Origin of the sequence: Streptomyces sp. NPDC019396, from assembly GCF_040632375.1 — a bacterium.
In the GTDB taxonomy this organism is placed as follows: domain Bacteria; phylum Actinomycetota; class Actinomycetes; order Streptomycetales; family Streptomycetaceae; genus Streptomyces.
In genome coordinates this window covers 324,827-346,035 of sequence record NZ_JBEYBS010000001.1, presented here as the reverse complement: position 1 = coordinate 346,035, position 21,209 = coordinate 324,827, and the positions used below count along the sequence as shown (strand labels likewise).

Below are 21,209 nucleotides of genomic sequence, written 5' to 3'. Positions count from 1 at the left end.
CCCGAATCGGCCCAGACCTGGTCATGACCACCCCTCCCGGTCTGTCACCATGGATGGCATGGGTCAGCCGGAGAGCCGGGAGATACGCGAGTCCGAGCAGTCCGGGCTCCCTCCGGGGCAGCGAATGCAGCGTGGCTGGCCCGTCACCCACTACGGTCCCGTCCCCAAGTTCAGGGCCGAGCGCTGGGAGTTCCGGGTTTTCGGCGCCACAGCGGACGGCGAGAAGCACTGCTGGAACCACGAGGAGTTCTCGGCCCTGCCGTTCGCCACGATCGTGGCCGATCTGCACTGCGTGACGAAATTCAGCATGCTCGGGGCCGAATGGGGTGGGGTCCCCGCCCGGACCATCGTCGAGCTGGCCCCGCCCGCACCGTCCGTCACCCATGTCATGGTCTGGGCCGAGTACGGCTACAGCGCCAATCTCCGGCTCGCCGACTTCTTCTCCGACCGCGCGATCTTCGCCACCCACAAGGACGGTGAGCTGCTCACCGCCGAACACGGTTTCCCGCTGCGGCTCGTCGTACCGCATCTGTACGCGTGGAAGGGACCGAAGTGGGTGCGGGGCGTGGAGTACATGACCACGGACCGCCGGGGCTTCTGGGAGGAACGGGGCTACCACAACATCGGCGACCCCTGGCGGGAGCAGCGCTACTCCTACCAGGAGCAGCCCGGGGACGGCCCCGAGCTCTGACGACGAGCTGACGGTGACCGGCCGGGGCCGGTTCGGCGTCACCCGTCAGGGCAGGCGCAGGCCCTTCAGCCGTGCCACATCGGCCGCGTAGGCGTCCTTCGGCCCCGGGGTCTCGATGATCAGCGGCACCCCGTCGGCGGCGGGATGCGCCATCAGCTCCCGGAACGCCTCCTCGCCGATATGGCCCGCGCCGATGTTCGCGTGCCGGTCCCGGTGCGACCCCCACGGCTCCTTCGAATCATTGGCGTGGACCAGCTTCAGCCTTCCCTCGCCCACCGTCTCCACCATCAGATCCAGGGTCTCCTTGACCCCGCCCGGCGCGGACAGGTCGTGCCCGGCGGCGAAGACATGACACGTGTCGAGGCAGACGCCCAGCTTCGGGTGGGCGTCCAGCGCCGCGAAATACGGCCCGAGGTCCTCGATCGTGGCACAGAGCGAGAAGCCCTGTCCGGCGGTGGACTCCAGCAGCAGCACCGGATCCTCGTCGTGCGTGAGCTCGTCGAGCAGCGGCAGCACCAGGTCGCGCACCTGCCGCAACGCCACCTCCCGCGAGCGGCCCCCGGTGGCCGAACCCGTGTGCACGACCACGCCCAGCGCCCCGATCTCCCGGCCCCGGCGCAGCGAGTGCCGCATCGACTCCACGGAGCTCTCGGCGGTCGCAGGGGTGTGCGAGCCGAAGTTGATCAGATACGGGGCGTGTACGTACACCGGTATCCCCGCGGCCGCGCAGTCGGCGCGAAAGCGCTCGTCCTGCGCGGGATTCCCGGGAGGCGTCGCCCAGCCGCGCGGATTGGCCACGAAGACCTGGACGGTCTCGGCGCCGATCTCGCGCGCGTACGCCAGGCCCGTCCTGGCGAGGCCGCCGGCTACGGGAACGTGGGCGCCGACGGGGTTGTGCATCGTCTCTCAGAGTCCCTTGGTCTTGATGGTGATGGTGCTGCCCTCGGGTGCCTGCTCGCCCCCGGCCACGGACTGGCTCTCGATCTCGTTGCCCAGGAAGGGGAAGCTGCGCTCGACCTTCACCTCGAAGCCGGCCTTCTTGAGCTCGCTGGTCGCCGACTCGACGTTGTCGCCGGTGACATCCGGCACCTCGACCATGCGCGGGCCCTTGGAGACGGTGAGGTTGATCGTGTCGCCCGCGGCCACCTGGCCGCCCTCAGCAGGGGACTGAGCGGCGACGGTACCGGCCTCCTCGGGGGAGTGGACCTGCCGCGGGGCGACCTTGACCTTCAGTCCCGCCTCCTCGAGCGCGGCCGTGGCGTCCTCGACGGTCTCGCCGACGACCCCGGGGGTGTCGATCGGCGCACCCTTGCTCACGACCAGCGCGACGGCGGAGTCCGGGCGCGCTCCGGTGCCGGTCACCGGATCCGAGCCGGTGACGGTGCCCTGGGCGGCCTCTTCGTCGAACTCCCTGGTGACCACGCCCGGAGCCAGACCCACCTTGCGCAGGGCGCTGCGCGCTTCGGAGAGGCTCAGCCCCTCCAGCTCGGGCACCTTGACGATCTCGGGGCCCCGGGAGATCGTCAGCGTCACCGAGCCGTTGTGCCGGATGCGCTTGCCCTGCTCGGGGTCGGCGGCCATGACGGTCCCGCGCTTGAAGACCTCGCTGTAGTCCTTCTTGGACGGCTCCACCTCGAGTCCGGCGTCGATGAGGCGCTTCCTGGCCTCCGACTCGGTCTTGCCGAGCACGGAGGGCACCCTCGTGAACTGCCCGGAATTGATGTACCAGACCCCGGTGCCGACCCCGAGCAGGAGCAGCGCGGCCACGACAGCCGCGAGCACTCCCCGGCGGGGCCGCCGCGGGCGCGAGTGTCCGTGCCCCGAAGGCTGGAACCCCTCCGGGGCATCGGCCGGCAGCTCCAGGCGGCTGGTGTGCTCCACGACCCCGGGCGCTGCCGTGGTGTGCGTCGCTGACGGGACGGCACGCGGGATCACACTCGTACGGTCGTCGGCGCCGTCGTGCGCGGCGGTCCTGGACTGCGGCGGTACGGCGTCGAGCTGCGCGTCGCTGAGGGCGGCACGCGCCTCGCGGGCGTGGGCCAGCAGCGCGACGGCGTCGGCCGGGCGCTGCTCCGGAGCGCGGGCGGTGGCCCCCGCGACCAGGCCGTCCAGCTCGGCGGCGAGCCCGGGTACGGCGGCGGACGGTGCGGGCACGTCCTCGTGCAGATGCTGGTAGAGCACCTGCGCGGGGGAGTCCCCGGTGTGCGGCTTGTCGCCGGTCAGCATCTCGTAGAGGACCACCCCGCAGGCGTAGACATCGGCCTGGGTGCCGGCGGTGCCGGACTCGATCTGCTCCGGTGCGAGATAGGACACTGTCCCGAGCACCGAGCCCGTGGTGTTCGTCACCGACCCCACGGCCCTGACAAGCCCGAAGTCGGCCACCTTGACCCGGCCGTCATCGCCTATCAGCACGTTTTCCGGCTTCATGTCCCGGTGCACGAACCCGGCCCTGTGCGCCGCCCCCAGCGCCGCCAGCACCGGCTCCAGGATGTCGAGCGCGGCCCGCGGCTGGAGCGCGCCCCGCTCGCGCAGCACATCGCGCAGATTGCATCCCGGGACGTACTCCATCGCCAGATAGACGTAAGCGCCCTGTGCCCCCTGGTCGTACACCCCCACCACATTGGGGTGGGACAGCCGGGCCACGGACTTGGCCTCACGGATGAAGCGCTCCACGAAGGACGCGTCCGCCGCGAGCTCCGGGTGCATCACCTTGAGGGCGAGCACCCGGTCGAGCCGGATGTCCACGGCCCGGTAGACCGTGGCCATCCCGCCGACGGCGATACGCGCGTCGACGCGGTAGCGGCCGTCGAGCAGCTGCCCGACGAGGGGGTCCTGAAGGGTCGTATCCACGCAGGCGAGTCTACGAGCCGGACGAGGGGCCGTTGTCCCCCAGGACCATCCCCGGAACCGTACTGAAGCGCGGCTGTGACGCGCGGGTGTGAGAAGCCGCTCGCTGGGTAGCATCGCGGCCCGGCGGCGTACTCAGAACGCCGGGCGCTCCGGGTCCAGCACCGCCCGCCCGCCGACCGGTGAGGACGCCTGGGCGAAATGGCGGCGCGGGATCCTGCCGGCGCGGTGTGCCAGGCGGCCCGCCTCGACCGCGTGGCGCATCGCGGAGGCCATCAGCGCCGGCTCCTGGGCCCGGGTGACCGCAGAGGCGAGCATCACCGCCTCGCAGCCCAGCTCCATCGCCAGGGCCGCGTCCGACGCGGTGCCCGCCCCGGCGTCCAGGATCACCGGGACACCGGCCTGCTCGGTGATGAGCTGGAAGTTGTGCGGGTTGCGGATGCCGAGCCCGGATCCGATCGGGGAACCCAGCGGCATGATCGCCGCGCAGCCCACCTCCTCCAGCTTCCGGGCGAGGACCGGATCGTCGCTGGTGTACGGCAGCACGACGAAGCCGTCGTCCACCAGTACCTCGGCGGCGTCCAGCAGCTCCACCGGGTCGGGCAGCAGAGTGCGCTCGTCGGCGACCACCTCGAGCTTGATCCAGTGCGTGCCCAGCGCCTCGCGGGCCAGCCGTGCCGTGAGCACGGCCTCGCCCGCCGTGAAGCAGCCCGCGGTGTTGGGCAGCACCCGGATGCCCAGCCGGTCGAGCACCGACAGCACGGAGCCCCGCACGGTCGGATCCAGCCGCCGCATCGCCACCGTCGTGAGCTCCGTACCGCTGGCGACCAGCGCGCGCTCCAGGACGTCGAGGCTCGGCGCCCCGCCCGTACCCATGATCAGCCGGGACGAGAACTCCACCCCGCCCAGCACGAAACGGTCGTCTGCCATGAGCCCGGTCACCCGCCCTGCACCGCGGTGAGGATCTCGACCCGGTCGCCGTCACCGAGCGGGGTCCCCGGCCACTCGCTGCGCGGGACGACCGACTCGTTCACCGCGGCCGCGACGCCGGAGCGAGCCGCGGTCAGTGTCGCGACCAGCGTGCCGAGGCTCGTACCCGCCGCGATTTCCCGCGGCTCCCCGTTGACGGAGACGGTCGGATTCACGGTCGTGCTCATACGGACGCCTCCTGGCGTGCGGGAGAGAAGCGATGAGGAGCGAAGGGGCGGGCCTCTTCCGGCAGTTCCCCCGTGACCAGGGCGTCGGCCAGGGCGTCGCCGGTCACCGGGGTCAGCAGTACACCGTTGCGGTAGTGCCCGGTGGCGAGCAGCAGCCCGGGCAGCTCCGTAGGTCCGAGCAGCGGCGCGTTGTCCGGCGAGCCGGGCCGCAGGCCCGCACGGGTCTCGGTGAGCGGCAGTTCGGTGATGCCCGGCACCAGCTCATGGGCGTCGCGCAGCAGCTCGTACACCCCGCCCGCCGTGACCGTGGTGTCCCAGCCCAGCTCCTCGCTCGTGGCGCCCACGACCAGCTCGCCGTTCTCACGGGGCACCAGGTACACCTGGCTGCCCCGCACCACGGCCCGTACCGTCCGCGACAGGAACGGGGCGCGCGGACCCGGCACCGTCAGCCGCAGCACCTGCCCCTTCACCGGCCGCACCGGAGGCAGGACCTCGTCGGGCACACCGGCCAGCCGGCCGCTGAGACTGCCCGCGGCCAGCACCACCTGATCCGCGACCACCTCATGGGCAGCTCCGGGGCCGTCGGCGGTGGGAGCCCCGGGCGGGCCGAGCACCGCCCCGGTGGCGCGGTCGCCCTCGACCGTGAGTCCGGCCGCCCATGTGCGGTGGAAGACCACCCCCGCCCGCTCGCAGGCCACCACCAGCGCACTCGCCAGCCGCCGCGGGTCGATCTGATGATCACCGTCGACCCGCAGTCCGCCTCTGACGCCCGGGGCGAGCATCGGTTCGAGCCGGCGGCACTCGCGTCCGGTGAGCCACACCGACTCCAGCCCGCAGCGGCGCTGGAGCGCGTGCAGCTCGCGCAGATGAGCCCGGTCGTCCGCGTCCAGCGCGACCGCGAGCGTCCCGCAGGCCCGGTAACCGGTGTCCTGGCCGCTCGCCTCCTCAAGCTCCGCGACGAAGTCCGGATAGCGCCGGGCGGAGGCGAGATTGAGGCCGAGGAGCGTCTCCTCGCCGTAGTGCAGCTCGGTGACGGCTGCCAGCATGCCGGCAGCGACCTGTGCGGCCCCGCCGCCCGGATCGGGGTCGGCGAGCGCCGTACGCAGTCCGCGCTGCGCCGACCGCCAGGCCGTGACCAGGCCGATGATTCCGCCCCCGACGACAAGGACGTCGGCGGACGTCCGTGGATGCACGGGCATCCGGACCCTCCCTTCGCCGGCATGACCCGGATCAGGTTCGTACGGTCGGAGGCCGCCTCAGCCTCCCTCTCAGCCCGGTGCGGCCGGGCTCCCGCGAGTAGCAGTACGGTGGTCAGCCTAACTCCGGTCATCAACTCGCAGTAAGGGAGCCCGCACCGTGACCCGCTCGCTCGACGGACTCGTCCTCGCCCCTGTGGCGGACCAGGCCCCGGGCCAGGTGGGCATTCGGACCCGGTTCGCCTACCACGAGCGGGACGGCCAGGTGTGGGCCGAGTACGAGGGCGGGGACGTGGTCCGCGGGCGCCTCGTCGGCACCCGGGACGGCGACCGGCTGGACTTCCGCTATGTCCAGCTCAAGCGGGACGGAACGACGGCATCCGGGCACTGCGTCTCCACGGTGGTCCAACTCCCGGACGGGCGGGTGCGCCTTGAGGAGACTTGGGAGTGGGAGTCCCGGGACGGCAGGGGCACCAGCGTCGTCGAAGAGCTCCCGGCCGGGACTCCGGCCGACCGCCAAGCTTCCTGACGGCTCGTCAGATGATTAGGCTGGCCTGGTGAACGAGCACACCACGCAGCGTCGAGTCGTCATCGCCGGGGCCGGGATGGCCGGGGTGCAGACCGCGGTGGCCCTGCGCGAACAGGGCTACACCGGCGGCCTCACTCTGATCGGCGCCGAGCCGCACCAGCCCTATGACCGGCCTCCGCTCTCCAAGGCCGTGCTGCTCGGCACCGCAGAGGGCTCCGCACTCGACGTCGACTTCGACGCGCTCGACATCGACCTCCGGCTGGGCCGCGAGGTCACCGGGCTGCGCCCGGACGCTCATGAGCTCGACACCGAGGCGGGCCCCGTCCCGTACGACACCCTGGTGATCGCCACCGGCGCCGAGCCCCTCACCCTGCCCGGCACCGAAGGCGTCCAGGGCGTCCATCTGCTGCGCACCCTCGACGACGCACGGCGGCTGCGCCCCGTGCTGGAGCGGCAGCACGACATCGTGGTGGTCGGCGCGGGCTGGATCGGAGCGGAGTTCGCCACCGCCGCGCGCCAGGCCGGCTGCGCGGTCACCGTGGTGGAGGCGGCCGACCGGCCCCTCGCGGGTGCCCTGCCCGCCGAGGTGACCGGGCCGATGGCCGACTGGTACGCCGAGAGCGGAGCCGCCCTCCTCACGGACGCACGTGTCGCCGCCGTCGAGCCCGGGGCGGTCGTCATCGCCGAGGGCGCAGAGGCCGGGGGCGGGGAGGTCCGGCGGCTGACGGCAGGCGCCGTCGTCGTGGGCATCGGCGCGCGTCCGGCGACCGGCTGGCTCGCCGGCTCGGGCATCGGCCTCGGGCCGGACGGATCGATCACCGCCGACGCTCAGCTGCACACCACGCTGCCGGACGTGTACGCGGTGGGCGACTGCGCCTCCTTCCCCTCACGGCGCTACGGCGGACGGCTCCTCGTGCACCACTGGGACAACGCCCTCCAGGGCCCGCGCGCGGTCGCAGCCAATGTGCTGCGGGCGCTGCACGGCGCTGAGGGCGAGCCGCCGCTGACCTATGACCCGGTGCCGTACTTCTGGTCCGAGCAGTTCGGCCGCTTCGTGCAGTACGCGGGCCACCACGAGGGCGCCGGGACACTCATTCGGCGGGGTGACCCCGCGGCGGATTCCGGCTGGTCCGTGCTGTGGCTGAAAGACGGCGCACTGGCCGCGGTCCTGGCGGTCGGCAGGCCCCGTGACGTGACCCAGGGCCGCCGCCTCATCGAGGCGGGCGCCCGCCTGGACCCCGCCCGTGCGGGGGATCCCGGGGTCCCTCTGAAGGCGGCAGTCGCATAGGGCCCGGCTACCGGCTGTCAGTGCGGGATGGCAGGCTTGTCCTGTGACCGAGATTGACGCAAAGATCGATGCTCTCGTCCCCGCCTGGCTCCACCTGCCGGACATCGCGGAAATGCTCGATGTCGAGGTGACGCGCGTGCGCCAGCTCGTCAAGGAGGGGCAGCTGATCGCCGTGCGCCGTGGTGAGAACCGGACGCTCCAGGTGCCGGCCGCCTTCATCCAGGGCGACAAGGTGGTCAAGGGCCTGTCCGGCACCTTGACGCTCCTGAGGGACGACGGCTTCACCGACGAAGAGATGCTCGAGTGGCTCTTCACACCAGACCCCACCCTGCCGGGCACCCCCGCGGAGGCACTCAGCGAGAATCGCGGCACGGAGGTGAAGCGCCGGGCCCAGGCGCTCGCCGTCTGACGTTCCGAACCCTGAACCACACCAGCGGCAGCGGTGTACGACCGGCCGCCCGGGCAGCCATGCGCCCGGCGCGACCGGTTTCGTACACCGCTGCCGCCCGGCAAGCCGACGAACCACGGGGGAGCAGCCCATGTCCACCGCACGCGCCCGTCTGTCCGACGCGCGGCTCTATCTCTGCACCGATGCCCGCAGAAGCCAGGGCGACCTCCCCCAGTTCCTGGACGCGGTGCTCTCCTCCGGTGTGGACATCGTGCAGCTCCGGGACAAGGGCATGGAGGCCGGTGAGGAGCTCGAGCACCTGGCCGTCTTCGCCGATGCCTGCCGCCGCCACGGAAAACTGCTCGCGGTGAACGACCGGGCCGATGTCGCCCATGCCATCGGGTCCGGCGTGCTGCACCTGGGCCAGGGCGATCTGCCCGTCCCGGCGGCCCGGGCCATCCTCGGTGACGAGGTGCTCATCGGGCGTTCCACCCACGCCCCGGAGGAGGTCGCTGCGGCGGCCGTCCAGCCTGGCGTCGACTACTACTGCACGGGGCCCTGCTGGCCCACCCCCACCAAGCCGGGACGCCCGGCACCCGGGCTCGACCTGGTGCGCTATGCCGCCTCGCTCCCGCAGGACCGCCCCTGGTTCGCGATCGGCGGGATCGACGCGGGCAATCTGGAGCAGGTGCTGGAAGCGGGAGCCCGTCGTGTCGTCGTCGTCCGGGCGATCACCGAGGCCGACGACCCCGGCGCTGCGGCGGCCGATCTCAGCATGCGGATACGTGGATGCGGTGATTCAGGGGTCTAGGCTGAATGCGAACAGTTCCTGTCCGAAAAGTGGACATCGGTTGGGTCCCCCGGTAGCCCCGGCTAACCTGCGAATATGGCCCTTGGTACAGCTTCGACCAGGACGGACCGCGCCCACACCGTGCGCGAGCTGCTGGCGACCGGCAAGACCTCGTACTCCTTTGAGTTCTGGGCGCCCAAGACGGAGAGAGGCGAGCGCAATCTCTGGAACGCGCTGCGCAGAGTCGAGGCGGTACGCCCGAGCTTTGTCTCCGTGACCTACGGTGCCGGGGGCTCGACCCGCTCCGGCACGGTCAAGGCCACCCAGGAGATCGCCGCGGACAGCACCCTGACCCCGGTCGCCCACCTCACCGCGGTGGGCCATTCCATCGCCGAACTGCGCAATATGATCGGCCAGTTCGCCGACGCGGGTATCCGCAACATGCTGGCCCTGCGCGGCGACCCGCCCGGTGACCCCATGGGCGAATGGGTCGATCACCCGGACGGTGTCACCCATGCCGCCGATCTGGTCCGGCTGATCAAGGACGCCGGCGACTTCTGTGTCGGTGTCGCCGCCTTCCCCGAGATGCATCCGCGATCCACCGACTGGGACACGGACGTCAAGCACTTCGTGGCCAAGTGCCGGGCCGGTGCCGACTATGCGATCACCCAGATGTTCTTCGACCCTGACGACTACTTCCGACTGTGTGACCGAGTCGCCGCGGCGGGCTGTTCGACCCCGATCATTCCCGAGATCATGCCCGTGACCAGCGTGAAGCAGATCGAGCGGTTCCGTCAGCTGAGCAATGCGGCCTTTCCCGCCGCGCTCGAGGAGAGGATGCGCGCGGTCGGCGACGACCCCGCCGCTGTACGCTCCATTGGCATCGAGTTCGCGACGGAGTTCGGTGCACGACTGCTGTCCGAGGGTGTCCCCGGTCTGCATTTCATTACGCTCAACAACTCCACCGCGACACTGGAAATCTACGAGAATCTCGGACTGCACGAGCAGTCGTAACCGGCCACACCCCGCCTACACCCCCGGCGGCGGCCGATGAGGAGGGGCGGGCATGGGCTGGACGGCGCTCTACATCGCGTTCGGCATTGTCGCGCTATGGCTGCTGGGCGAGGTTCTGCTCCAGTACAAGGCGCGGCTGCGCTGGCGCCTGCTCGCGTTCGTCGGGTTCCTCGGCGTCGTCCTGGGCGTGCTGCTGCCGAACGTGATCGTCATCGGGGTCGGCGCGGTGTGCTTCGCGGTCGGTCAGACATATGTGACGTTGTCCTTCCGGCGAGGGTTCTCGACGGGCTGGGCCATAGGGGGGAAGCCGGGGGCAAGCCGCCGCCGCAAGGCCTCCGGAGCTGGTGCCGCGGCCCAGCGTGAGCCCACGCTCGAGGTCTCGGACCTCGCGTACGAGCCGGGAGCCGATGAGCAGTACGAGCCGTACGAACCGCGTGAGCCGCACGAGGGTGTGAAGCCGGTGTACGAACCGGTGCCGTTGCCGGATGACACGAGCCAGTACGGCGTCTACGAGGGCTACGGCAGCTACAGCTCCCCGTACGAGCAGCCGAGCGCGGCGCAGGCGCAGGACGCATACGCCGCGCAGTACGACTACGGCGCTGGTCAGCAGCAGTACGCCGCATACTCCGACCCGTACGTCGGCACCCCCAGCTACGGGTCGTACGACGACCCTTATGCCGCGCAGCAGAGCCAGCAGCAGTACGGCGACCCCTACGCCACCCAGCAGGGCTACCAGGAGACCCCGCCGGGCGGAGTCTGGGTGCCCCAGCAGCGCGACGGAGACCAGGAGCCTCAGGCACCGCAGCAGTCGTACGGCTACCCGAACACGGGTTACGAATACGGCTACGACGGTTACGAGAACGGCCAGCAGCAGCCGTACCGCTACTAAGGCGTGTTGCGAGCCCCGCCTGGCACGCGGCGTCTGGTACGCACACTCGCTGCGTTGTCGGACTCAGCCAAGTACGTCCAGTACGAGGATGACCCTCCGCCTTGCGATCGCACGCACCAGACGCCGCGAGCCCCACCCTCCGGGCGGACGGCGCTACTTTCGCAACAACGCCCCAGGACAGACCGGGCCTGCCCGCCCGGCACCGTGGAGTGGCCGCGCCGACAGCCCGGCGCATGCTCACTGCGAGCCGCGGAAGTCCTCGCCCTCCACGATCAGGCCTGCCACCAGCGCACCCGACATGCCCGCGTGGGCCAGGCCGCCGCCCGGGTGGGACCAGCCGCCTGCCAGGTGGAGGCCGGGCAAGGCGGTGCTGTTCGAGGGGCGGAGGTACGCACCGCCTTCGCCCGCCAGCGCGGGCGGGCGGACCCGGCCCGTCTCGGCCGGGGTGAGGACCTCGCGCCAGAGCAGGCGCTCCCGTAGGTCCGGGATCACCCGCTCCGCGGCGGTGATCAGGGTGTCCGCACAGCGCTCGCGCACCGCCCCATCCGCCCAGCGCGCCGGATCGCCCGAGACCGTCGCGGTCAGGGTGACCGCCTCGTGGGCGTCGTCCGGACGGTTCGCCGGGTCGTCCGGACGCAGCACGGTGACCGTCGGGTGCGCGGTCGGCCCATCGCCGAAGACCGCCGCGGCCTCGGCCGCGGTGTCGGGGGAGTGCACCACGGCTCGGTGCGCGGCTCCCGCGGGGCGGGCTCCGCGCAGGGCCAGCAGCACCGTGAACCGGCCAGGGTCCGTGTCCGCCGCGGTGGGCCGGACCTCGCCGTCACGCCACAGCTTCCGCTCGCCGAGCCCGCCGCGCCCGGCAGCCGCCACCACCTGGTCCGCCTCGACCGTGGAGCCGTCGGCGAGCTCCAGGCCGGCGGCCCTGCCGTCCCGTTCGAGGACGCCGGTCACCTCGCTGCTGAAGACGAACTCCACCCCGCGCTCCAGGCAGCGCTCGTACACCGCCCGCGCGAGGGACCGCATCCCACCGCGGACATACCAGGCCCCGAACGCCTGCTCCATGTACGGAAGCAGCGCGGCACTGGCCGGGACCCGCCTCGGGTCGAGTCCGTACGACAGGGCGCATGCGTCGAGCAGGGTCGCGAGCCGGGGATCGTCCAGCTCCCAGGCACCGACCTGGGCCAGCGTGGCGGCCTGCCGGACACGCAGCAACCGGCGCTGCCGCAGCGCCGGATACGGCTCACGGCCCAGCACCTGCCAGTTGGGCCACAGCGGCTCCTCGAGCAGGGGGCGGCGTGAGCGGTCCCAGCACTCGCGCGCGCGCTTCAGGAAATCGCCCCACCGTTCACCGGCCCCTGAGCCGAGCGCCGAGTCCAGCGCGGCGACGGCGCCACCGTGTGAGGCGTTCGGCAGGGACACCTCCGTGCCGTCGGCGAACAGATGGCGGCTCGCCGGTTCCACCTGGGCCATCTCGACCAGGCTCTCCAGCGGTTGTTTGCCGGTCTTCAGGAACAGATCGCGGTACACCGCGGGCAGGTGCAGCAGACCGGGGCCCGTGTCGAAGGCGAAGCCGTCCCGCTCGAATCCGCCCACCGCACCGCCGAAGGTCTCCGAGCGCTCGTGGACCGTCACCCGGTGCCCTGCCACCGCGAGCCGGGCCGCCGCCGCCATGGCGCCCATCCCCGCGCCGATCACCGCAATCCGTGCCATGTCAGGGACTGTATCGGCAGGCACTGACAGCGGACCGCGCCGGGGAGCGGCCTGGGGATGAGCACGGGGCTCTGAGTATCCGTACCTAGGCCGCGAGATGAGTAGGCGCGCGGATGGGGTCCCACCTGCGCGGAAGGAAGAGTGGGGGCCATGGAAAGGGCGCGGCGCCGCACCGCCGGCACGGGGCGGCGGAACGGCGCGGCGTACCGGTCCGACGGGGTTGCCCGGATCCGGGGGAAACAGGGGAACGGGGGCCGTGGTCCCGGGCAACGCCACGGGGGAGACGGGGAGAACGGGGGAACAGGGGACGGGGGGACACGGGGGGAGCGGGGGGAAACGCCGGTCCGGCGAAGCTCAGGGGGATCGAGCTTCGCCGGACCGGTTTCTCGTTTCTCCAGCCGGCCCGGGGGCCGTGCTCAGCGCCCGCTGACCCGCCCGTGCAGCAGCCGGGACAGCGCCGAGTGGACATCGTCGATCGACCGCTCCGGCTGGAACGCCTGCCAGTCGAGCGCGGCCACCAGCACCATCCCGACGAGCGCGGCCGCGGTGAGCTGCACATCGATATCCTCGCTCAGCTCGCCGCGATCGACGCCCTCCCGCAGCACGGTCTCCACCACGGCCACCGCCTGCTGGCGCACCACCATCAGCGTCGACTGCCAGGCACGGTTGGTGCGCCACAGCTCGGCGACGTACAGCTGGGTGAAGGCGGGGTAGCGGTCGATGAAGACCAGGCCTGCCCTGACCATCGCGTCCAGGGCCTCGACACGGGTGCCGCCCCGCTCCTCCGTCTCCTCCGCCGCCGCCTGCAGGGACGCGGTGAGCAGGCCCACCCCGTACCGCAGCAGCTCCTCGAAGAGCTCGGTCTTGCTCTTGAAGTTGTAGTAGACCGTGCCCTTCGCGACCCCCGCCCGCTCGGCGATCTCGTCGACGGTCGTCGCGGAGAATCCCTGTTCGGCGATGAGGGTCACGGCGGCTTCGTAGAGCTTGGCGCGCGTCGCCTGCCGCCGGGTGCTGCTGCTGTTCATGGCGTTGATTCTCACAGGTCCGGTGATCTCACATGCTCAGCTCGGGATGGAGGCGGTCGAACGTCCACACCTGCTTGTTCCGCGCGGCGAGCGCGGTGAGCGCCAGCGCCCCGATGGTGAAGGCGAGCAGCACGGCGCACGCGCCCCAGACGGAGCCGATCCCGCCGCCCGTGATCAGCCGGCGCAGCGACTCGACGACATAGGTCATCGGCAGATAGGGGTGGACGGTGTTGAAGAAGCCGGGGCTGGTCTGGACCGGGTAGGTGCCTCCGGCCGAGGTGAGCTGGAGCATCAGCAGGGCGAGTACGAGGATCCGGCCCGCCGCGCCGAATCGGGCGTTGAGCCACTGGATGATCGCGGCGAAGCAGAGCACCGTCAGCGCCAGGAACCCGATCGTGCCTGCCGCGTGGGCCATTTCGAGACCGAGCCCCCAGTGGAGCACGGACATCAGGGCGCCGACCTGGAGCAGTCCGATCGCGGCGACCGGGAGCCAGCCCGCGAGGGCGATGCGCCAGGCCGGGGATCCGGCGGCGAGCGCGCGCCGGTTGAGCGGCTGGATCAGCATGTACGCGACCATCGCACCCACCCACAGGGAGAGCGGGATGAAGTAGGGGGCGAAGCCGGTACCGTAGTTGGACGCCTTGTGCAGTGACTGGGACGCGAGCTGGACGGGGTCGGACATGACCTCGGTACGGCGGTCGCGCTCGGTCTTGTCGTAGTCGGGAATCTTGTCCACGCCGTCGCTGAGTCCCCCGGCGAGCTCTGTCGAGCCGTCGACCAGCTTGAACATCCCGCCGTCGAGGTCCTGGGCACCGGTCCACAGCCGGCCGACCCCGGTGTCGAGTTTGGCGGAGCCGGTCTGCGCCCCTGCAAGACCGCTGTGGATCCGGTCCGCCCCCTTGGCGACCTGCTGCGCTCCGGAGTTGAGCCGGTTGATGTCGCGGACGGCCTTCGCCACATCCTCGTCCAGGTGCGGGGAGCGCTTGGCGAGGTCCTTCGCCTGGGTCTGCAAGGTGTCGAGCTGCTTGTCCAGCGTCTTCAGGTCGCTGTCGTTGTCCTTGAGCAGCTCGTTGAGGTCGGCGGCGATCTCGGCGACATCCTCGGCGTCCGTCTTGGCGTGCCCCAGGACATCGCACAGGCGCTTGTCGGGCAGCAGCGCGTCCTCGCAGCGCTCCTCGTAGTACCCCGCCAGGGCGTCCGCGGCCTTCCGTGATCCGGCGGCGGCCGCGGGAGCCCGTTTCACGAGATCGTCCAGGTGCCGCTGCGTCGCCCGGGCCGCGTCATCGGCAAGGCGCGCGGTGTCCCCGATCATCTTGCCGTTGTCCTTGAAGTACGGCTGGATGGCGTCGGAGATGCCGTTGACCTGGTCGGCCAGCTTCTGCGTGCCGCCAGCGACCTTCCGGGCACCCTTCTCCAGGTCGCCCGCTCCCTCGTTGAGGCGGCCGATGCCGCCCTTGAGCTTTCCGCTGCCGTCCTTGGCGTTCTCGAGGCCGTCGGCGAGGTCCTTGGAGCCTTCCTTGGCCTGGCCGATGCCGCCCTTGAGCTTGTCCGCGCCGTCGGCGGCCTTCTCCGTCGCGTCATGGATGTCGGAGAAGGAGATGAAGATCTTGTCGAGGATGGACCGGGAGGCGTTCTGCGACGCGGACTTGCGCACCTCGGAGAAGACCGACCGGGATATCTGGCCGACGACGTAGTTGTTCGCGTCGTTGGTACGCACCTGCAGGGCGCCGGTCTCCGGGGAGTCACCGGAGCTGGAGGCGATGCGCTCGCTGAAGTCGGACGGCATGGTCAGCGAGAGGTAGTACGTTCCGTCCTCCACGCCCTTGCGGGCCTCGGAATCGCGCACCTGGTGCCACTCGAAGACCTTGCTCTCGAGCAGCCCTTGGGTGATCTCGTCACCCGCGGTGAGCTTCTTGCCCGAGACGGTGGCGCCCTTGTCGTCGTTGACGAGAGCCACGGGTATCCGGTCGAGACGGCTGTAGGGGTCCCAGAACGACGCCAGGTAAAGGGCGCCGTAGAGCAGCGGCAGCAGGAGCACCGATACCAGTGCGGCCATCGGCAGTTTCCCCCTGCCGAACCGCTTCAGCTCAAGCGCGGCCAGTTTCGGCGAGCGCATCGTCAGCCCCCTCCTTGGTGTCCCCGGTGCCCTCGACGGTGCCGGTGGTCTCGGCGTTCTTGGTGTCCTCGGCGGCCTCGGTCGGATCGGCCGTTCCGGTGGACTTGGTCGTTCTGGTGGCCCCGGTGGCCCCTGTGGTGCCGGTCGCCCCCGTGGTCCCGGTCGTTCCGGTGGTCTCGAGGTCGGCGTCCGCGCCGGTGGCAGCGGTGTCGCCGTCGGCCGTGCGGGCGTCCTCAGGGGTCGTGCCGGCCTCACCGGTCGCCTCGGCCGGCTTCGTCTCCGTACGGATCAGCACCGCGTCACCAGGAGCGTGGCTGCACGCAGCGAGGACCGTCGTGCCCTGCGCGGCGATGCCCCGCAGCAGCGCCCAGGCCTCGGCCCGGTCCGCTTCGGAGAGCTTGAGGTCGACATCGTCGACAGCCAGCAGCCGCGGCCGCCCGATCAGCGCGAGCGCGATCGACAGGCGCAGGGCTTCCAGGCGCTCCAGGTCCCGCACGGACGTGCGGTCCCCCTTCGGCAGTGTCTCCACAACGAGGCCCGCGGCCTTCAGCGCCTCCTCGACCCGGCTGAGGGCCGCTGCCCGCTGCTCACGGCGCGGACGCAGCAGGGCCCGCAGTGAGCCTTCGTACCGCCGCTCGAGCATCGCCCGCTCCCGGAGGTGCTCGGCGACGGTGAGGGAGGGGTCGAGCTCACTGACACCCTGGACGGGTCCCAGGGCGGTGACCTGGCGTACGGCGGACATCTTGCCGGGCAGCCGCAGCCCGCCGATCTCGGCGTGCCCCTCCGACGGTTTCATCCTGCCGGTGAGGGCGAGAAGCAGACACGTGCGGCCTGAGGCGGACGGGCCTTCGACCGCGATCAGCGATCCCGGCGCGGCCTTGACGTCCATCCCCCGGAAGGCCCAGCCGCGTGGGCCCTTGAGCCCGAAGTTCTCGGCGGTGACGGCCGCCCCGTGCGTTTCCACGGACCCCCTCCAACTTTTAGACTGACTGGTCAGTCCAAAAGCTAGCGCGGGATCACCGCGGAAACAAATCAGCTGCCGACAGGGCCCGTTCACCCGTCCCGGTCACCAGGACTACCAGGGTTTCCTGTGCTCCCCGGGCTACCGGGCTCGATGTGCGCGACCATCTCCTCCAGCCGCCTGCAGACCCGTTTGATCTCCTCATGGGTCTCGTTCCGCTCGGCGATGACCGCCGCGAGCAGCAGGGCCACCAGCGCGGTGGAGCCGTTGAAGGCCTGGAGCGTGACCATACTGGCGAAAAGGTCCTGATCCGCGAACGGGCCTGCCTGCCGGGTCGCCGCGAGGATGGCCAGCGTCGAGACGCCGAGAGCGCAGGGCGCCGCGCCGGCCAGCTGGAATCTGAACGCCGCCCAGATCAGCACGGGGAACACCAGGAACAGCAGCGAGGAGCTGCGGGACTGCGTCGCCAGCAACGTGGCCGCGATGGCGCAGAGCGTCAGCGCCACCGCCTCCACCCAGCGGGCCGGTCGGGCCCGCACCGGCCACCGCAGTCTGCGCAGCACCAGCAGGAACGGTGTGACCACCAGCACGCCCATGGCGTCCCCCGTCCACCACACCGACCACGTGGGCCAGAAGGCGCCCGGGGTCACCGCCCCGGACAGCATCAGCACACTGCTGCCCACCGTGGAGCTGATCAGCATCCCGGTCAGCGCGCCGAGGAACACCAGGAGCAGCCCGTCGCGCAGCCGGTCGAGCTCGGAGCGGAAGCCCGCACGGCGCAGCAGGAGGTAGGCGACCACAGGGGCCAGGGTGTTCCCGGCGACGATGACCAGGACGGCGAGGGGCGAGGGGCCGATGGACACGTTGGCCAGGAAGGCGCCCAGCGCGATTCCGGGCCACACACGCAACCCGAGCAGCAGCAGTGCGGCCAGGGCGAGCCCGGTCGGCGGCCACAGGGGAGTGACCTGACCCCGCACCAGTTGCTGGAGGAGGCCCAGTTCAGCGGATCCGTAGTAGACGGCGGCGACAGCGAGAATCCACAGCACCGCGATCCCGTGGTCCCGGACCTCCTCCTTGTGCACCACAGCAGTCTGCGCCGCCGCCCGCGGCACGGCGAGTCGGACAGCCGGGGCGGTCAGCGCTCACAGGGGCCGTCGTACCGGGCGACCAGCACGGCGGCGTCGTCACGGTGGCCGGTCAGCTCCGCCACCTTGATCACGGCGGAGGCGAGCACATCGGGGTCGGCGTCGAACCCCGCACGCACCAGCCTGACCACCTCGGCCAGCCCGGCCTCCATCGGGTAGTCCGGCCCCTCCACCACGCCGTCGGTGATCAGCACGAGCACTCCGGCCTCGGTGAGCCGCCGGTGCGTCACCGGATAGCGCTCTCCCGGGACGATGCCGAGCGGGGGGCCGCCGCGGTCCAGGGCGATACCCGAATGGCCACTGGCAGCGGCCCACACCATCGGGACGTGCCCGGCGCGGGACACGGTGAGGTTTCTGCTGACCGGGTCGAAGCGCAGGAAGCAGCAGGTCGCGAAGAGGCCGAAGCCCATGGAGATCAGCAGGTCATTGGTCCGGCTCAGCACCTCACTGGGATCGCTCGTCGCCTCGGCGAGCGCCCGCAGGCTGGTCCGGACCTGGCCCATGAACGCGACGGCCTCGGCGTCGTGGCCCTGTACGTCCCCGATGGCGAGCCCGAGCGATCCGTCCAGCATCAGGAACGCGTCGTACCAGTCGCCTCCCACGGCGAGTCCGTCCCGCGAGGGCGCGTAGCGGGCCGCGATTTGCACACCGGGGAGCTTCGGAAGCTCGGGCGGGAGCATATGTCGCTGGAGCGCCATCGCGAGCTCGACCCTGGCCCGCTGGAGCTTGATCCGCTCCACGGCCTGGTCGACGAGGCGCCCGAGGGTCAGCAGGAGCTGCTGCGCGTCGTCGGGCGGGTCCGAGTGATGTCCCCGCATGACCGCTCCGAAGGTCCCACCTGAGCCCCCCACTCACCTTAGCTGCCGTCGCCATACCTCACCTCCACAGGCGAAAGTGCAGGTCAGGCCGATTGTCAGTGGCGCCGTCCACCATGGACACATACGGCCACGATGCCGTAACACGACGACAGGAGGTTCGTCATGGCCAGCTCCCACGCCGCCGCCGCACGGCGGCTCCGCACAGACGGCCCTGCCCCCTCACTGCCCGGGTCCTCGCAGAGAGGCCCCGCGAGCGACATCCACCCGGTCATGCGGCGCGCATCCGCGCCGCCGGCCGCTGTCGAACTGCTCGCCCAGGCCCGTGCCGGCCTTGAAGAAGCCGCCGGACTGCCCACCCCCAACGAACGCTATGCCACCGCCCACCTCGCCGCCCTGCGCACCGCGGCGGCCGTGCTCGCCGTCCGCGGCCGTCCCGAGACCAGTGCGCGGCGCCGGGCCCGGATACGGTCCGCCTGGGAGGTGCTCCCGGAGACAACCCCGGAGCTCACCGAGTGGAGCGCGCTCTTCGCCTCCGGCGCGGCACGCAGGGCGCGTGCGGAGGCGGGTATCCAGGGTGCCGCAAGTGCACGCGACGCCGACGATCTGCTGCGTGACGCAGCCATGTTCCTCCGGCTCGTCGAACGGATGCTGGTGCTCCAGCCGGTGCTGCCGGCCGCCAGGGCCGAGCCCGGGGCCACCGGGCCTGAGGCCACCGGAGCCGGGGAGCCCGGGTCAGTGGCGGGGGAGAGCGCCTCCGGCCGGGGTGGTACGGGGAATGCCGTGGGGTGACGGGGAGGCAGGGCTGAGGCAATAGGGTGGGAAGGCCGTGCATGAGAACCGTGCCGTGTTCCAGGAACCAGCGCCGCCCGTCGAGCCAGGCGGGATTTCTCAGGTCCGGCCCAGCCTGCCACGTCACCCGCCCCGCCCCGCGGGGCGGCACCGCGCCGAGGAGTCAACTGCCGTGCCGGACCAGATGCGCCCCCAGCGGCCCCGCACCGAGGGCAGCCCCTCCCGGGCCTCCCTCCGTACCGCCGTGGTCTGGGATGTCGTCAAGGACGCCCTCGACCGCCGCACCAGGGAGAGCGGGAGGGGCGCGCTGGACGTCCTGGACACCGGCGGCGGCTCCGGCAACTTCGCGGTGCCCGCCGCCCTCCTCGGTCACCGGGTCACGGTGGTCGACCCCAGCCCCAACGCCCTGTTCGCGCTGGAGCGCCGGGCCGCCGAAGCCGGTGTCGCCGACCAGGTGCGCGGAGTCCAGGGCGATGTCCACGGCCTCTTCGACGTGGTCGACCGCGGTGGCTTCGACATCGTGCTCTGCCACGGTGTGCTGGAGTACGTCGACGACCCCGCGGAGGGCGTGCGCAACACGGCGGAGGCCCTGCGCCCGGGCGGCTCGCTCAGTCTGCTCGCCGCCGGCCTGGGTGGAGCCGTCCTGGCCAGGGCGCTGGCCGGACACTTCACCGAGGCCCGGCACGCTCTCGGCGATCCGGCCGGCCGCTGGGGCGAGGGCGACCCCGTGCCGCGCCGCTTCACCGCCGAGCAGCTCGCCGACCTCGTCGCGGCGGCCGGGATGAAGGTCGGCGCCGTGCACGGAGTGCGGGTCTTCGCCGACCTGGTGCCCGGTGTTCTCGTGGACACCGAGCCCGGGGCCGTCGAGGCCCTGCTGAAGCTGGAGGAGGCCGCGGCCGAGCTGCCCGCCTTCCACGCGGTCGCCACTCAGCTCCACGTCCTGGGCGAGAAGCACGGCTGACGCGGGGCTCCGCCCCCGCTGATCAGCACGGCAGCCGCAGACGGAGTACGTCACTCATCCCCCTTTCGGGGCGTCGGCCCCGTATGATCGGGGGACATCGTCCGGCATGACGGATCGGCGGCTGGGGAATCAACGCTTCAGCAGTCGGGCCGCCATGACGGCCCTGTAGCAGCGAATTGGGCACTGGGCGGGTTTCACGGGGGTGATTCCCTGCCTATCCTGAAAGGGCCGTTTACCGGTCGCCCCAGCGACCGACGACTAGGAGGACTCCGTGCCGCTCTCAGAGCACGAGCAGAGAATGCTCGAGCAGATGGAGCGAGCGCTGTACGCCGAAGATCCCAAGTTCGCGACAGCGCTCGAGGGAAGCGGGCTGCGTACGTACACCCGGCGACGGGTCTACCAGGCGATCGCCGGCTTCCTGGTGGGTATCGCGCTCCTCATGGCCGGAATGGTCACCACAGTGATCTGGATCAGTGTGGTGGGCTTTCTCGTCATGCTCGGTTGTGCGGTCCTCGCAGTCACCGGCTGGCGCAAGGCGCCGAAGCCGGGCGAGCAGGGCCCCGGGGCGCAGCAAGCGCGTCGGCAGCCCAGGCAGCGCCGGTCCGTCATGGACCGGATCGAGCAGCGGTGGCAGCGCCGCCGCGATGAGCAGGGCCACTGAGGCCTCCCGCCAATTCCTGATCGTCGCCGCCGGACGCCGCCCACGGCGTCCCGACCGGAAAACCGGCTACGCGAAAACCACATACGACTGAGGGGTGACCGCGTTTCAGCGGTCACCCCTCACCCGTTCGGCGCAGTGCGCCCACTCCTACGGCGCAGCAGACTCTGCGCGGGCCCGGACAGTGTGCTGCTGGGCCCACCCCAGGGTCCGTGTGCTGCCCGGGCGATCTTCTCG

At 71.4% G+C, this 21,209-nt stretch carries 21 protein-coding genes and 1 riboswitch; of the genes, 10 read left to right on the top strand and 11 right to left on the bottom strand.

What is annotated here, in order from left to right:
• The first annotated feature begins 58 nt into the window (after positions 1 to 58).
• Positions 59 to 691: a sulfite oxidase-like oxidoreductase gene (locus ABZ532_RS01585; protein ID WP_361278414.1), complete on the top strand. Its 633-nt coding sequence runs from the start codon at positions 59 to 61 to the stop codon at positions 689 to 691.
• Positions 692 to 736: 45 nt separating this feature from the next.
• Here ABZ532_RS01585 and ABZ532_RS01580 read toward each other — a convergent pair whose 3' ends face one another.
• From ABZ532_RS01580 to thiO, 5 genes are all read right to left on the bottom strand, one after another.
• Complete coding sequence (locus ABZ532_RS01580; RefSeq protein WP_361278412.1) at positions 737 to 1,591, bottom strand: deoxyribonuclease IV; 855 nt, start codon at positions 1,589 to 1,591, stop codon at positions 737 to 739.
• A gap of 6 nt (positions 1,592 to 1,597) precedes the next feature.
• Positions 1,598 to 3,541, bottom strand: a complete 1,944-nt coding sequence (gene pknB / locus ABZ532_RS01575) for a Stk1 family PASTA domain-containing Ser/Thr kinase (RefSeq protein WP_361278409.1) — start codon at positions 3,539 to 3,541, stop codon at positions 1,598 to 1,600.
• A gap of 132 nt (positions 3,542 to 3,673) precedes the next feature.
• The gene (locus ABZ532_RS01570) at positions 3,674 to 4,468 is read right to left on the bottom strand and encodes a thiazole synthase (RefSeq protein ID WP_361278407.1); all 795 of its coding nucleotides are present in this window, start codon (positions 4,466 to 4,468) and stop codon (positions 3,674 to 3,676) included.
• Between the two features lie 8 nt (positions 4,469 to 4,476).
• Entirely contained in the window at positions 4,477 to 4,695 is a 219-nt protein-coding gene (gene thiS, locus ABZ532_RS01565; protein WP_361278405.1) for a sulfur carrier protein ThiS, read from the bottom strand.
• Positions 4,692 to 5,894 (bottom strand): glycine oxidase ThiO, encoded by a 1,203-nt coding sequence (gene thiO / locus ABZ532_RS01560; protein WP_361278403.1) that lies wholly within the window; start codon positions 5,892 to 5,894, stop codon positions 4,692 to 4,694. Before thiO ends, thiS begins: the two co-directional genes overlap by 4 nt.
• A riboswitch (TPP riboswitch) is annotated at positions 5,886 to 5,999 on the bottom strand. It overlaps the preceding gene by 9 nt.
• A gap of 52 nt (positions 6,000 to 6,051) precedes the next feature.
• Here thiO and ABZ532_RS01555 point away from each other — a divergent pair.
• The 6 genes from ABZ532_RS01555 to ABZ532_RS01530 all read left to right on the top strand — a co-directional run bounded on the left by ABZ532_RS01555 (position 6,052) and on the right by ABZ532_RS01530 (position 10,789).
• Positions 6,052 to 6,420 carry a hypothetical protein gene (locus ABZ532_RS01555; RefSeq protein ID WP_361278400.1) on the top strand — a complete coding sequence of 123 codons (369 nt, stop codon included), beginning with the start codon at positions 6,052 to 6,054 and terminating at the stop codon, positions 6,418 to 6,420.
• Positions 6,421 to 6,448: 28 nt separating this feature from the next.
• Positions 6,449 to 7,708, top strand: a complete 1,260-nt coding sequence (locus ABZ532_RS01550) for an FAD-dependent oxidoreductase (protein ID WP_361278398.1) — start codon at positions 6,449 to 6,451, stop codon at positions 7,706 to 7,708.
• Between the two features lie 43 nt (positions 7,709 to 7,751).
• The gene (locus ABZ532_RS01545; protein WP_361278396.1) at positions 7,752 to 8,117 is read left to right on the top strand and encodes an Rv2175c family DNA-binding protein; all 366 of its coding nucleotides are present in this window, start codon (positions 7,752 to 7,754) and stop codon (positions 8,115 to 8,117) included.
• A gap of 130 nt (positions 8,118 to 8,247) precedes the next feature.
• The gene (gene thiE, locus ABZ532_RS01540) at positions 8,248 to 8,907 is read left to right on the top strand and encodes a thiamine phosphate synthase (RefSeq protein ID WP_361278394.1); all 660 of its coding nucleotides are present in this window, start codon (positions 8,248 to 8,250) and stop codon (positions 8,905 to 8,907) included.
• A 75-nt stretch (positions 8,908 to 8,982) separates the two neighbouring features.
• On the top strand, positions 8,983 to 9,900 hold the full coding sequence (metF, locus tag ABZ532_RS01535) for a methylenetetrahydrofolate reductase [NAD(P)H] (RefSeq protein ID WP_361278392.1): 918 nt from the start codon (positions 8,983 to 8,985) through the stop codon (positions 9,898 to 9,900).
• A 52-nt stretch (positions 9,901 to 9,952) separates the two neighbouring features.
• Positions 9,953 to 10,789, top strand: coding sequence for a hypothetical protein (locus tag ABZ532_RS01530; RefSeq protein ID WP_361278389.1), 837 nt, complete (start codon positions 9,953 to 9,955; stop codon positions 10,787 to 10,789).
• Positions 10,790 to 11,026: 237 nt separating this feature from the next.
• Here the strand turns inward: ABZ532_RS01530 and ABZ532_RS01525 are convergent, their stop codons facing one another.
• From ABZ532_RS01525 to ABZ532_RS01500, 6 genes are all read right to left on the bottom strand, one after another.
• Positions 11,027 to 12,499, bottom strand: coding sequence for an NAD(P)/FAD-dependent oxidoreductase (locus ABZ532_RS01525; protein WP_361278386.1), 1,473 nt, complete (start codon positions 12,497 to 12,499; stop codon positions 11,027 to 11,029).
• 416 nt (positions 12,500 to 12,915) lie between these two features.
• On the bottom strand, positions 12,916 to 13,524 hold the full coding sequence (locus ABZ532_RS01520) for a TetR/AcrR family transcriptional regulator (RefSeq protein WP_361278384.1): 609 nt from the start codon (positions 13,522 to 13,524) through the stop codon (positions 12,916 to 12,918).
• A 28-nt stretch (positions 13,525 to 13,552) separates the two neighbouring features.
• On the bottom strand, positions 13,553 to 15,640 hold the full coding sequence (locus ABZ532_RS01515) for a YhgE/Pip domain-containing protein (RefSeq protein WP_361278382.1): 2,088 nt from the start codon (positions 15,638 to 15,640) through the stop codon (positions 13,553 to 13,555).
• A complete protein-coding gene (locus ABZ532_RS01510) occupies positions 15,612 to 16,604 on the bottom strand; it encodes an ATP-binding cassette domain-containing protein (RefSeq protein WP_361278380.1) in 993 nt (330 codons plus the stop codon). Before ABZ532_RS01510 ends, ABZ532_RS01515 begins: the two co-directional genes overlap by 29 nt.
• 89 nt (positions 16,605 to 16,693) lie before the next feature.
• Positions 16,694 to 17,683, bottom strand: coding sequence for an MASE1 domain-containing protein (locus tag ABZ532_RS01505; RefSeq protein ID WP_361278378.1), 990 nt, complete (start codon positions 17,681 to 17,683; stop codon positions 16,694 to 16,696).
• Between the two features lie 53 nt (positions 17,684 to 17,736).
• Positions 17,737 to 18,564 carry a PP2C family protein-serine/threonine phosphatase gene (locus ABZ532_RS01500; RefSeq protein ID WP_361278376.1) on the bottom strand — a complete coding sequence of 276 codons (828 nt, stop codon included), beginning with the start codon at positions 18,562 to 18,564 and terminating at the stop codon, positions 17,737 to 17,739.
• 162 nt (positions 18,565 to 18,726) lie between these two features.
• Here ABZ532_RS01500 and ABZ532_RS01495 point away from each other — a divergent pair, with 162 nt between their 5' ends.
• The 3 genes from ABZ532_RS01495 (at position 18,727) to ABZ532_RS01485 (ending at position 20,975) form a co-directional block, all read left to right on the top strand.
• Positions 18,727 to 19,353 (top strand): SAV_6107 family HEPN domain-containing protein, encoded by a 627-nt coding sequence (locus ABZ532_RS01495; RefSeq protein ID WP_361278373.1) that lies wholly within the window; start codon positions 18,727 to 18,729, stop codon positions 19,351 to 19,353.
• Positions 19,354 to 19,537: 184 nt separating this feature from the next.
• Positions 19,538 to 20,314 carry a methyltransferase gene (locus tag ABZ532_RS01490; protein ID WP_361278665.1) on the top strand — a complete coding sequence of 259 codons (777 nt, stop codon included), beginning with the start codon at positions 19,538 to 19,540 and terminating at the stop codon, positions 20,312 to 20,314.
• Between the two features lie 271 nt (positions 20,315 to 20,585).
• Entirely contained in the window at positions 20,586 to 20,975 is a 390-nt protein-coding gene (locus ABZ532_RS01485; RefSeq protein ID WP_338676176.1) for a DUF3040 domain-containing protein, read from the top strand.
• The last annotated feature ends 234 nt before the right edge of the window (positions 20,976 to 21,209 follow it).

What these genes read in the sequence shown, in the direction of transcription:
- ABZ532_RS01585 (WP_361278414.1), top strand. Translation starts at nt 59, where the DNA reads ATGGGTCAGCCGGAGAGCCGGGAGATACGCGAGTCCGAGCAGTCCGGG.
- ABZ532_RS01580 (WP_361278412.1), bottom strand. Translation starts at nt 1,591, where the DNA reads ATGCACAACCCCGTCGGCGCCCACGTTCCCGTAGCCGGCGGCCTCGCC.
- ABZ532_RS01570 (WP_361278407.1), bottom strand. Translation starts at nt 4,468, where the DNA reads ATGGCAGACGACCGTTTCGTGCTGGGCGGGGTGGAGTTCTCGTCCCGG.
- thiS (WP_361278405.1), bottom strand. Translation starts at nt 4,695, where the DNA reads ATGAGCACGACCGTGAATCCGACCGTCTCCGTCAACGGGGAGCCGCGG.
- thiO (WP_361278403.1), bottom strand. Translation starts at nt 5,894, where the DNA reads ATGCCCGTGCATCCACGGACGTCCGCCGACGTCCTTGTCGTCGGGGGC.
- thiE (WP_361278394.1), top strand. Translation starts at nt 8,248, where the DNA reads ATGTCCACCGCACGCGCCCGTCTGTCCGACGCGCGGCTCTATCTCTGC.
- metF (WP_361278392.1), top strand. Translation starts at nt 8,983, where the DNA reads ATGGCCCTTGGTACAGCTTCGACCAGGACGGACCGCGCCCACACCGTG.
- ABZ532_RS01530 (WP_361278389.1), top strand. Translation starts at nt 9,953, where the DNA reads ATGGGCTGGACGGCGCTCTACATCGCGTTCGGCATTGTCGCGCTATGG.
- ABZ532_RS01525 (WP_361278386.1), bottom strand. Translation starts at nt 12,499, where the DNA reads ATGGCACGGATTGCGGTGATCGGCGCGGGGATGGGCGCCATGGCGGCG.
- ABZ532_RS01520 (WP_361278384.1), bottom strand. Translation starts at nt 13,524, where the DNA reads ATGAACAGCAGCAGCACCCGGCGGCAGGCGACGCGCGCCAAGCTCTAC.
- ABZ532_RS01515 (WP_361278382.1), bottom strand. Translation starts at nt 15,640, where the DNA reads ATGCGCTCGCCGAAACTGGCCGCGCTTGAGCTGAAGCGGTTCGGCAGG.
- ABZ532_RS01500 (WP_361278376.1), bottom strand. Translation starts at nt 18,564, where the DNA reads ATGCGGGGACATCACTCGGACCCGCCCGACGACGCGCAGCAGCTCCTG.
- ABZ532_RS01495 (WP_361278373.1), top strand. Translation starts at nt 18,727, where the DNA reads ATGGCCAGCTCCCACGCCGCCGCCGCACGGCGGCTCCGCACAGACGGC.
- ABZ532_RS01490 (WP_361278665.1), top strand. Translation starts at nt 19,538, where the DNA reads ATGCGCCCCCAGCGGCCCCGCACCGAGGGCAGCCCCTCCCGGGCCTCC.